Genomic DNA, 10634 nt, shown 5'->3' with positions numbered 1-10634 from the left:
CCACCCTGTGCACCCCCACCGCCCCAGCACCGATAGGACCGACCAACACCACGAAAACCGACCGCGGCCTCATGATGCCCAAACGCCGCCGCACCCGCGCCCAAGACCGCCACTACCGCATCCAAGCCGAACGCCGACTCAACGACGACACCATCACCCAACGCAACAAACCCCCACCCTTCTGATGGCGGCACGAATGTTGTTGCCTACAAACGGTTCTGCGTGGCGATCGAGTTGTCCGTAGTACGCAGCGGCCTGATCAACGCGTCCTGGCTGAACGAGGCGATCAGTTCGCCCTCTTCGGTGTGCACCGCGCCGCGCACGTACGACATGCCCGCACCGACCTGCGTGCTCTCGTGGGTGTAGAGCAGCCAGCCGTCCCAACGCACCGGCTCGTGGAAACTCACGCTGATCGTCATCGGCGCCGTCGACACGGTCAGGTGCGCCTGCGCGGTGCCGATGCCCTCGTGAGCCCGCATCGTCGTCGAGATGCCAAGGTGGCCGGTGAAATATGCGATCAGCGCCTTCGCCAGGTCGTCGCGCTGCGGGATCGGGTCGTAGTGCAGCCAGGCGTAGAGCTCGGGAGGCCCGACCTCGTCGGGGCTGTTGACGTCGACGACGTCGACCAGTCTGATCTCCCGGCCCACCATCGGCATATCGGCGTCGTTGGCCTCGGCCGGCGGCACGACGGCGGGCCGTGGCAGGTGATGGCGGATCACGTCTCCCGACGGCACATCGGTGAACACCGTCACGGTGATGCACCGCTTACCGTTCTGCGACGCCGACACCACCGCGGTGGCCGTCGACCGTCCTTCGGACACCACGTCGATCTCGAACTCGACCGGCGGCCCGACCAGCACCACCCGGGAGAACACGGCGTACGCCGAACGCACCGATTTGTCCGGGAACCGCTTGGCCACCGCCACGATCGCCTGCGCCAAGACCTGTGTGCCCTCGACCACCTGCCGCTCATCAGCGGCCGCCACGCCGGTCTGCGCGGTGAATCGGTCGTCGCCCGCGGACTGGGCGTCGAACAGGTCGAGCAGCATCTCGACCGTCCACTGGCCCGCCGTGGTCTCTTGAGTTGAATCGGTGGTCATAGTCGTCTGGCCCCTGTTCCGTTGTCGTCGGTGCACCCTATCCAGAAGCTACATAGCCCTCTGCGAAAGCGGTAACGTCATTCTCACCCTGTGTAGCCGACGCGGAAGGTGTTCCCATGTCCAAGCCCAACGGCCGATCGGGCATCGTGGGTGACGACGTCGCATCGCGTCCCGAACGGTTCATGCGCTCGGCGCTGGCGATCCTCGGTGAGACCGGTCGCACCGACTTCACGGTGCTCGAGGTGGTGGAGCGTTCGAAGACCTCGTTGCGCTCCTTCTACCAGCACTTCTCCACCAAGGACGAGCTGCTGCTGGCCCTCATCGAGCGGATCATGGCCGAATCGGCCCGGCACTGGCGCGCCGCGACCGACGATCTGTCGGGCCCCGCGGCGCTGCGTGCACTCATCGACCGCATCTGCGTCCCGCCCGGATCAGACACCCAGGACCGCGTCAACAAGGGCCTGACGTCGTACAACGACAGGCTCGCCGAATCGATGCCTCGGCAGTACGCCCAGGTGCTGGCACCGCTGCACGCGCTGATCGCCGACATCATCCGGCGCGGCGTCGCCGACGGCGACTTTCGCGACGACCTCGACGTCGACGCGACATCGGCCCTGATCATGCAGTCCGTGCTGGGGGCGATGCGGCTGCGCGTACTCGGCGCCGAACTGTCGGGTGCGCCCGTCGACGCCCACCACATCTACGACTTCTGCGTGCGGGCCCTGCTCATTCCGACGAGCTGAACCGCTCCCCTGTTTACCCTTCTTCATGAGTGGTAATGTCATTACCACTAGGCGTGAATACGACTTCCAGGAGGCGGATATGCCATCTCGCGACCTGTCCTATCCGGTCTTCGACGGGGACAACCACTTCTATGAGCCCAAAGAGGCGCTGACGCAGTTCCTGCCGGATCACCGCAAAGGCGTCATCGACTACATCGACGTCCGCGGTCGCACCAAGATCGTCGTGCGCAACACGATCAGCGACTACATCCCCAACCCGACGTTCGAGGTGGTGGCCCGGCCCGGCGCGCAGGAGGAGTACTTCCGGCACGGCAGCGGCGGCAAGAGCTTCCGCGAGGTCATGGGCAAGCCGATGAAGGCGATCCCGGCGTTCCGCAATCCGGAAGCGCGCCTCGAGGTGCTCGACGGGCTCGGGCTGGACTACTCCATCATGTTCCCGACGCTGGCCAGCCTGGTCGAGGAACGCATGAAGGACGACCCGGACCTGATCCTCGACATCATCCACGCGCTCAATCAGTGGATGTACGAGACCTGGCAGTTCGATTACGAGGGCCGCATCTTCTCCACGCCGGTCATCAATCTCAGCGTCGTCGATCGGGCTCTCGAAGAACTCGAGTGGTGCCTCGAGCGCGGCGCCAAGACCGTGCTGGTCCGCCCCGCCCCGGTGCCGGGCTACCGCGGGACCCGCTCGCCGGGCCTGCCGGAGTTCGACCCGTTCTGGGACGCCTGTGTCAAGGCCGGAATCCCGGTGTCGATGCATGCTTCGGACAGCGGCTATGCCGAGTACCTCAACGACTGGGAACCCGCCGACGAGTACCTGCCGTTCAAGCCGACCGCATTCCGGATGGTCTCGATGGGCAAGCGCCCGATCGAGGACACCATGGCGGCGTTGGTCTGCCACGGCGCACTGACCCGAAACCCGGACCTGCGCATCCTCTCGATCGAGAACGGCGCCTCCTGGGTGCCCTACCTGTTCTATCAGTTCAAGGACGTCTACTCGAAGATGCCGCAGGAGTTCCCCGAGGACCCGATCGAAGCCTTCAAGCGCTGCGTCTATGTAGCCCCGTTCTGGGAGGACAACTTCAAGCAGATGTCCGAGCTGCTCGGCGTCGACCGGGTGATCTTCGGTTCGGACTGGCCGCACCCCGAGGGCCTCGCCGATCCGATCAATCTGGTCGGCGACCTCGAAGAGCAAGGCCTCGACGAGGAATCGATCCGAAAGATCATGGGCGGCAACCTCGTCGACCTGTTCAAGGTGCCCAACGAGGTCGTCCACCGTCCCGACGTGCCCGCCCTCGTCATCGCCTGACGAGCCCACCCACGGACACAGAAACGAGATAACGCTTCATGACGGAGGTCACCTCCCCGGAGAGCCTGCTGTTCGCCTCTACGGCGCAATCCTTCCTCGAGAAAGAGGCGTCACTGGCGCGGGTACGCGAATTGCACGCCGCTGGAACCTCTTTCGAGCCGCAGTGGTGGCAGCGCGCCGCCGAACTGGGGTGGGCCAGCCTGCTGGTGCCCGAAGAGCTCGGCGGCGGCAGCGTCTCCGGCAACGGGGTCGCCGACCTGGCGCTCGTCGCCGAGCAGATCGGCAAGACCGTGGCACCCGGGCCGCTGCACCCCGTCTCCACGGTGCTGGCCGGCCTCGTCGACGCCGAGGGAGCCGAACAGCACGGCGCGCTCATCGAGTCGCTGGTCAGCGGTGAGTCCGTGGCGTCGTGGGCGGTCTACCGACCGGGTCGGCGCTGGTCGCCCCACGCCCCCGGAGTCACGGCATCATCGTCCGAGTCGGGGTTCCGCCTCGACGGCGTCGCCGACCGCGTGGAGGCAGGCGAGGAGAGTGCCGCGCTACTGGTGGTCACCTCCTGCGAGGGTGCGCTGCGTCAATTCGTGGTGCCGACGGATGCGCCGGGGGTCACCGTCGAACCTCAACGCTCCATCGACCTGGTCAAACGCTATGCGCGGGTGACCTTCTCCGGTGTCGAGGTCGACGCCTCGGCGGCGGTCGGCACCGTGGAGCAGACCCGGGACCTCATCGCGAGGCAGAGCCAGATCGCGCAGCTGCTGCAGTGCGCCGAGGTGGCGGGCATCCTCGGCGCGGTCGTCGACATGACCGTCCAGTGGGCCTTCGACCGGCATTCGTTCGGCCGCCCGTTGGCCTCCTACCAGGCGCTCAAACACCGCTTCGCCGACCTGCGGATCGGCCTCGAGGCCTGCCGGGCGACCACCCGCGCCGCCGTCGCGTCGGTGGCGAGCCGCGCGGCCGACGCCGAGTTCAACGTCAGTGCCGCCAAATCCTATGTCGGCGAACATGCTTCGCCGATGATCCAGGACTGCGTGCAACTCCACGGCGGTATCGGGGTCACCTGGGAACACGATCTGCACCTGTACCTGCGGCGAGCGACGCTGTACCGGTCGATGTACGGCACCCCCGAGGACCACAACCTGCGCGTCTACGCCCTCACCGAAGAGGCCCGCACCGAAGAGGCCCGCACCGAAGAGTTGGAGCCTGCCTGATGACCGAGACCCCCACGCGTGCCCAGTCGGCACCGGCTGAAGCCGCCGAGTCGGTCGAGGAATTCCAGGCCAGGGCCCGAGCATGGCTTGCCGACAACATGCCCCGCATCGACCCGGACAATCCGCCGGACGCCGACCGCGGCGAGGAGGGACCGTGGCTGCGCGCCCGGGAACTCCAGAAGAAGCTGCACGCGGGCGGCTTCGCCGGGATCTGCTTCCCGAAGGAGTACGGCGGGCTGGGTCTGCCGATAGCCTACCAGCGCGCCTTCGACCAGGAGTCGAAAGCCTATGAGCTGCCGATCATCCTGAACACCCCCACCTTCACGATCTGCGCGGCCACCATCCTCGACACCGGCAACGAAGCGCAGAAGCAACAGCACATCGGCGGCGCCATCCGCGGGGACGAGATCCTGGTGCAGCTCCTGTCGGAGCCCAGTGGCGGCTCGGACCTGGCGGGTGTCATCACCCGGGCGGACCGCCGCGGCGACAAGTGGGTGATCAACGGTGCGAAGACGTGGAGCACCAGCGCCTTCGCCGCCGACTACGGCCTGCTGCTGGCGCGCACCGACTGGGATGTGCCCAAACACGAAGGCCTGACGATGTTCCTGGTGCCGCTCGACGCGCCGGGCATCACGATGCGCCGGATCAAGCAGGTCGACGGCGGCAACGAATTCTGCGAGGAGTTCTTCGACGACCTCGAACTCGGTGACGACGCGGTGGTCGGCGAGGTCAACAAGGGCTGGGAGGTGGCCTCGCGGCAGCTCTACCACGAGCGTCGCGCGGTCGGCGGCGGCTCGGAGTTCGCCAGCGGCATCGGGCCGGAGGGCGTCTCCGACCAGCCGGTCGACTATGTCGAACTCCTGGCCGCCACCGGCCAGTCCGACAACGAACGCGTCCGCGAGATGGCCGGCCGGGCGCTGGTCCGGCGCAAGGTGCAAGAACAGCTGATCGACCACGTCTACCACGGTGTGCTGGACGGCAGCCTGCCACCGGCGGCGGGGTCGATCATACGGATCACCCACGCCGAGTCGATCCAGTTCGAACTCGATACGGCGCTGTCGATCTCGGAGAGTTCGGGTGTCGTCGACGGCGGCGACGGACTGGCCCAGTTCGGTGACCGCTATCTGTCACGGCAGGCCGCGTCGCTCGGCGGCGGCACCACCGAGATCGCCCGCAACATCATCGGCGAACGCGTCCTGGGCTTCCCCCGGGAACCCGCTGCCGACCGCGGGGTGCCCTTCAAGGACGTCAAGCGCAACAAGACCTGACGACGGCGCCGCGCCGGGCCGCGTTCAGAAAAGTGTGGGCTGCAACGGACCTGCGGCGACGGCGGCCGAGCCGACCAGCGGTTCGGGACGTCGCGGGCTGCCGGTCAGCCCGTGCTTGCGCAGCAGCGGTGCGGCGCGGGTGCGCAGCATCTCCCGGTAGTCCGCGGGCAGATAGGCGCCGCGCCGGTAGAGCGCGCGGTACTCCCCCACGAGCTCCGGGTGCGCACGGGCCAGCCACGCCATGAACCATCCCCGCGTCGACCCGCGCAGGTGCAGCCCGAAGACGGTGGCGCTGCGGGCGCCGACCGCCGCGATCTCCCCCAGCAGGGCGTCGAGGTGCGCCACCGAATCGGTCAGGTGGGGCAGCACGGGCGCCACCATCACATGACAGTCGAGCCCGGCTTCCCGGATGGCGGCGATCAGCGCCAGGCGCGCCTGCGGTGACGGGGTGCCCGGTTCGACGTTGCGATGCAGGTCCGGGTCACCGACCGCGAGCGAGACGGCCACGCTCACCGGAACCCGTTGCGCCGCCTCGGCGATGAGCGGCAGGTCCCGGCGCAACAGCGTGCCCTTGGTCAGAATCGAGAACGGGGTGGACGAATCACGCAGTGCGGCAATGATTCCCGGCATGAGCGCGTAGCGGCCCTCGGCACGCTGATAAGGGTCGGTGTTGGTGCCCAGAGCGACGGTGTCTCCCGTCCACGACGGCCGGCGCAACTCCCTGCGCAGCACGTCGACCACGTTCGTCTTCACGACGACCTGGCTGTCGAAGTCCGCGCCGACGTCGAAGTCGAGGTATTCGTGGGTGGGACGGGCGAAGCAGTAGCGGCAGGCGTGTGAACAGCCGCGATAAGCGTTGACCGTGTACTGGAAGGGCAGCATCGACGCGTTCGGCACCTTGTTCAGCGCCGACTTGCACAGCACCTCATGGAACGTCATCCCCTCGAACTGCGGCGTCCGCACGCTGCGCACCAGGCCGATTCGCTGCAGCCCGGGCAGGGCGCCGTCGTCGACCTCGACACCTTGACCGGCCCAGCGCATGACCCCATTCGAACGTAAGTTCGACCAGGTGTCAAGAGGCGGATCCGCCGCGGATTCTCCCGGATCGGAGACCCCGTGCTAACCTCAGCGGAGAATGCTTTCTGCATTCGTACGTAAGTCGAAAGAAATCAAGATATGACACAGGGAACCGTTAAATGGTTCAACAGCGAAAAGGGCTTCGGCTTCATCGCTCCCGACGGCGGCTCTGACGACGTCTTCGTCCACTACTCTGAGATCCAGGGCGGCGGCTTCCGCTCGCTCGAGGAGAATCAGCGGGTCGAATTCGAGATCGGACAAGGTGCAAAGGGTCCGCAGGCTACCTCGGTGACCGCGATCTAGCAGACTTCAACGAACTGTGGGCCGCCGGATTTTCCGGCGGCCCACAGTCGTTTTCAGGTATCAAACGTCACCTGCTCCTCTTGTCCGGTGCGTCGGAGAATTCCGGATTCTGCACCGGCGCAGACGATTCCTGCGCGGGGCTCGGTTCGGTGACGACGGGATGCGAGAAAAGATCGCCGTTTTTCATAGGTGAAAACCCTTCACGAGTTTCTACGGAGCGGCCGTCTGATCGGCCGGAATCACCGCTGACAAAAGCGGTTCGTCATCCACTCTACGCTTCTGCTTGCGGCCGCACCGGCCGGCACCCCTTAAGCAGTTCGGTCAGTCGGTCGGCCTCGCCGCGCACCGACTCCCCCAGTTCGACCACCCGTCGGCCCGTCATCGGCTCGGGTGCATCGACCAGGCACAGCACGAGCGCCGGCAGTGTGTCGGCGTCGAAGGCGACCGCGTTGATCGAGATCGGGCGGTAGTGCGCGTCGGGGTCGACGATCCCGACCAGAACGTCGACCGGGTGCTCGTCGCTCACGGCGCGCAGGGTCACCGGCGGCCGCTTGCGCCCGAGCGTGCCGATACCGCCGCGCACCCGGGTGAGCTCGTCGGCGATGGTTCGCCTCCGCTGGTCCAAGCACTCGACGGCGTAGCCGCGCTGGCGCGTCAGCGCGAGCACCTCGTCGTACTCGTCGCGCAGGGCGTCGGCGTCGACGCCGAGATCCTCGGCACCCGTTCGGTACCACCGGTCGAGGCGGTCCGGCCCGAACCACGCGGCCACCGCCGAGCCAAGCGGCGGCGCGATCTGGATGCGGTCACCGAGCCGGAGACCGAGAGTCCCGCGCCGCCCGCGGTGGGGCTGGGCGGCCTCCGTGACGACGAGATCCTCACCCGAGCAGACGAACGCGAGACAGGCCATGTCGGCCATGTCCGCGAGATCGCGCATCGCCGGCCGCGCCAGATCGATGACGTCGAGCGCACCCGCCGCCGCCTGCCCGAGGGGGATCAGCGCCGGCCCCAGATGGAAGGTCTTGCGGGTGGGGTGTCGCACCAGCCATCCCGCATCGGCGAGGGCGACCAGCATCGGGTAGCACGTCGCCTTCGCCACCCCCAGATGCCGGGCGATCTCGGCGAGGGTGCGCCCGGTCCGCGGCTGATCCCTGAGCAGCTCCATGAGCAGCAGGATGCGGTCGGACTGCGGTGAGGGGCGGGCCATGTGTTTGCACTATGCCACCATTGAGACGCGTTGTGAAAACACATAGGGTGCCGACAGGTGACCGCATCCACATGTGTGGTCCGCGCTCGGAGGTACACATGACCGTCAACGGAGGCGACCTGCTCGCCCGGGCCCTGTCGGACGCCGGCGTCACCGAGGTGTTCACCCTGCACGGTGGCCACCTGGACGCGTTCCTGGTGGCGTGTGCCGGATACGGTGTCCGGCTCACCGATACCCGACACGAGGCCAGCGCCGGCCACGCCGCGGATGCGTACGCACGGGTGACCGCGGACCTCGGCGTCTGCGTGGTGACCTCCGGTCCGGGCTTCACCAACGCCTACACCGCGATCACCAACGCCTACCTCGACCGCACGCCCACGCTGTTCATCGTCGGCGGCCCGCCATTGCGGGAAAGCGAAACCAACCCACTACAGGGCGGTTTCGATCAGGTGGCGGCCGCGGCGCCGGTGACCAAGTGGGCCTACCGGCTCACCGACGTCGCCCGGATCCCCGAGATCGTGTCGCTGGCCGTGCGGAAGGCGACCACGGGCGCCCCCGGTCCCGTCCTGCTGGAGGTGCCGATCGACGTGATGTTCGGCGAGGCGGACGACACCGCGGTGCGGTACCCGGCGCGCTACACCGTCGACGCGCGTCCGGCCCCACCGGAACCCCTTGTCCGAGAGGCGCTCGACGTCCTCGAGGGCGCACGCCACCCGGTGATCGTCATCGGCGGCGGTGTCACCTTCGCGCGCGCGGCCGACGAGCTCGTCGCCTTCGCCGAGACCGTCGGGGTTCCGGTGTTCCACCCCGGCAAGTCCGACGGTGCGGTACCCGCCGGGCACCGGCTCGCCGCGGGCGGGCTGCTCGGGCTGGGCGCATTGTCCGCTCTCGGCGCTCCGACTCCCGACGTGGTGCTGCTCATCGGCGCCCGCGCGGGCATGTTCACCGGAGGACGCCCGAGCATGTTCCCCGGCGCGCGCATCGTGCAGGTCGACATCGACGCATCGGAGATCGGACGCATGCAGGACGTCGCGGTCCCGATCGTGGCCGACTGCCGGGAGACGCTGCGCGAACTGCGCGCCGCGGCGGCGAGCCGCAGCTGGCCGGACTGGTCGGAGTGGGTGCACACCGCCGTGCAGGCACAGCAGTTCCACCGCGCGCTCTTCGCGGACGGCTCGACGCCCAGCGGCCGGATGCACCCCTACTTCGCCGCCCGCGCAGTCGTCGAGGCATGCCCTCCCGGAACGATTTTCGTGCTGGACGGAGCGGAGGCCCCTGCCTGGGCCGAGTTCTTCGCGAGCACCGAGACGGTCGGTGGAGTGCTGCGGCTGGGATATCTCGGAACCCTCGGTGTCGGGCCGGGTTTCGCGATCGGCGCATCGCGAGCCCGGCCGACGGCCCCGGTGGTGCTCATCACCGGCGACGGCGCCGCCGGTTTCCACCTCGGCGAGTTCGACACCATGGCCCGCCACGGTATGCCGGTGCTGACCGTCGTCTTCAACAACGCCGTGTGGGGCATGTCGGTGCACGGACAGCAGGCGGTGTACGGAGACAGCGGGGTCGTGGTGTCCGAATTGGCCGACAGCTCATACGAAATGGTGGCCCAGGCTTTCGGCGGCTACGGTGAACGTGTCGGCGACGTCAACGAGATCTCCGGCGCCGTGCAGCGCGCATTCGCCGCGCAGGCTCCCGCCTGCCTCAACCTCGAGATCGATCCGCACACCGTGCACCCGCTCACCACGATGATGCTCGGCGATGTGACCGCCACCGACGAGATCGTCGTGCCCTACTACGAGAACCTCCCCCGCTGAGGGCGGCGGACCACCTCACCAGGCGCGCAACGCGCACTGCGTGCCGCTGCCGCCGTCGGACTGCACGGCGACCGCACCGTCGATGGCGATCTCGCAGTGGAAGTTCGGCGGAACGCGCAGGGCCCCGCTGGCGCTGACCAACGCCCACTGGGTGGGGTCGGCGAGCGTGGTCTGGAAGACCCACGGAACACCGGGCCGCAGCGGCACTTTGACGTTCGTCAGATACCTCGACGAGTCGGCGTCGAAATCCGCCCGGCTCGGCGGCTCGTTCGCAAGATAGTAGATCTGGGCGTTGAGTTCACTCTGCGCGACGACCGTATAGGTCACCGTGTGGGAGCCGCCCTCCGCCGCCGGGTCGGCGTGCGCAGCAGCCGGTCCGGCCACCGCTGCCACCGCCATGCTCACCGACGCCACCGCCGTCCCGATGCTGCCTGACCGTGTTCGCATGTCCGCTAGATCGACGGGGCGCACCGCGGCGTTACACCGGTGCGCGCCACGACCGGGCGTGTGCCCAGCAGGTTAATTTATTCGTCACACACAGTCATTTCCCAGAAACACCGGCACCTTAACGTGCCGATGCGGCACTGCGACGGTGCCTGCGCGTGCCCGCG

The 10634-nt window shown here is 67.8% G+C and carries 10 protein-coding genes and 1 pseudogene; 7 read left to right on the top strand and 4 right to left on the bottom strand.

Going from position 1 to position 10634, the window contains the following annotated elements:
* Nucleotides 1-185: pseudogene (locus tag AU195_RS25440) on the top strand (HNH endonuclease signature motif containing protein); the annotation flags it as partial.
* A gap of 21 nt (nucleotides 186-206) precedes the next feature.
* Here the strand turns inward: AU195_RS25440 and AU195_RS22525 are convergent.
* A complete protein-coding gene (locus AU195_RS22525; protein WP_059161229.1) occupies nucleotides 207-1100 on the bottom strand; it encodes an acyl-CoA thioesterase in 894 nt (297 codons plus the stop codon).
* A 116-nt stretch (nucleotides 1101-1216) separates the two neighbouring features.
* On the opposite strand from AU195_RS22525, the gene AU195_RS22520 reads away from it, so the two are divergent.
* The 4 genes from AU195_RS22520 to AU195_RS22505 all read left to right on the top strand — a co-directional run bounded on the left by AU195_RS22520 (nucleotide 1217) and on the right by AU195_RS22505 (nucleotide 5628).
* Nucleotides 1217-1843: a TetR/AcrR family transcriptional regulator gene (locus AU195_RS22520; protein ID WP_059161228.1), complete on the top strand. Its 627-nt coding sequence runs from the start codon at nucleotides 1217-1219 to the stop codon at nucleotides 1841-1843.
* 79 nt (nucleotides 1844-1922) lie between these two features.
* Nucleotides 1923-3152 (top strand): amidohydrolase family protein, encoded by a 1230-nt coding sequence (locus AU195_RS22515; protein WP_059161227.1) that lies wholly within the window; start codon nucleotides 1923-1925, stop codon nucleotides 3150-3152.
* A gap of 38 nt (nucleotides 3153-3190) precedes the next feature.
* Nucleotides 3191-4360, top strand: coding sequence for an acyl-CoA dehydrogenase family protein (locus AU195_RS22510; RefSeq protein WP_059161226.1), 1170 nt, complete (start codon nucleotides 3191-3193; stop codon nucleotides 4358-4360).
* Entirely contained in the window at nucleotides 4360-5628 is a 1269-nt protein-coding gene (locus AU195_RS22505) for an acyl-CoA dehydrogenase family protein (RefSeq protein ID WP_059161225.1), read from the top strand. The genes AU195_RS22510 and AU195_RS22505 overlap by 1 nt, the downstream gene beginning before the upstream one ends.
* Before the next feature lie 24 nt (nucleotides 5629-5652).
* On the opposite strand, the gene AU195_RS22500 is transcribed toward AU195_RS22505, so the two are convergent.
* Nucleotides 5653-6669, bottom strand: coding sequence for an Rv2578c family radical SAM protein (locus tag AU195_RS22500; protein ID WP_059161224.1), 1017 nt, complete (start codon nucleotides 6667-6669; stop codon nucleotides 5653-5655).
* A gap of 135 nt (nucleotides 6670-6804) precedes the next feature.
* On the opposite strand from AU195_RS22500, the gene AU195_RS22495 reads away from it, so the two are divergent.
* Nucleotides 6805-7008, top strand: coding sequence for a cold-shock protein (locus tag AU195_RS22495; RefSeq protein WP_011559693.1), 204 nt, complete (start codon nucleotides 6805-6807; stop codon nucleotides 7006-7008).
* Between the two features lie 271 nt (nucleotides 7009-7279).
* Here AU195_RS22495 and AU195_RS22490 read toward each other — a convergent pair whose 3' ends face one another.
* Nucleotides 7280-8212: an IclR family transcriptional regulator gene (locus tag AU195_RS22490; protein WP_059161223.1), complete on the bottom strand. Its 933-nt coding sequence runs from the start codon at nucleotides 8210-8212 to the stop codon at nucleotides 7280-7282.
* A gap of 98 nt (nucleotides 8213-8310) precedes the next feature.
* Between AU195_RS22490 and AU195_RS22485 the strand changes: the two genes are divergently transcribed.
* Nucleotides 8311-10023, top strand: coding sequence for a thiamine pyrophosphate-binding protein (locus AU195_RS22485; RefSeq protein ID WP_059161249.1), 1713 nt, complete (start codon nucleotides 8311-8313; stop codon nucleotides 10021-10023).
* A 15-nt stretch (nucleotides 10024-10038) separates the two neighbouring features.
* Here the strand turns inward: AU195_RS22485 and AU195_RS22480 are convergent, their stop codons facing one another.
* Nucleotides 10039-10470, bottom strand: a complete 432-nt coding sequence (locus AU195_RS22480; RefSeq protein WP_286149453.1) for an Rv2576c family protein — start codon at nucleotides 10468-10470, stop codon at nucleotides 10039-10041.
* Nucleotides 10471-10634 lie beyond the last annotated feature (164 nt).

Origin of the sequence: Mycobacterium sp. IS-1496 (assembly GCF_001499995.1) — a bacterium.
Classification (GTDB): domain Bacteria; phylum Actinomycetota; class Actinomycetes; order Mycobacteriales; family Mycobacteriaceae; genus Mycobacterium.
The sequence above is the reverse complement of the archived record's forward strand: the minus strand, read 5'-3'. Positions and strand labels throughout refer to the sequence as shown.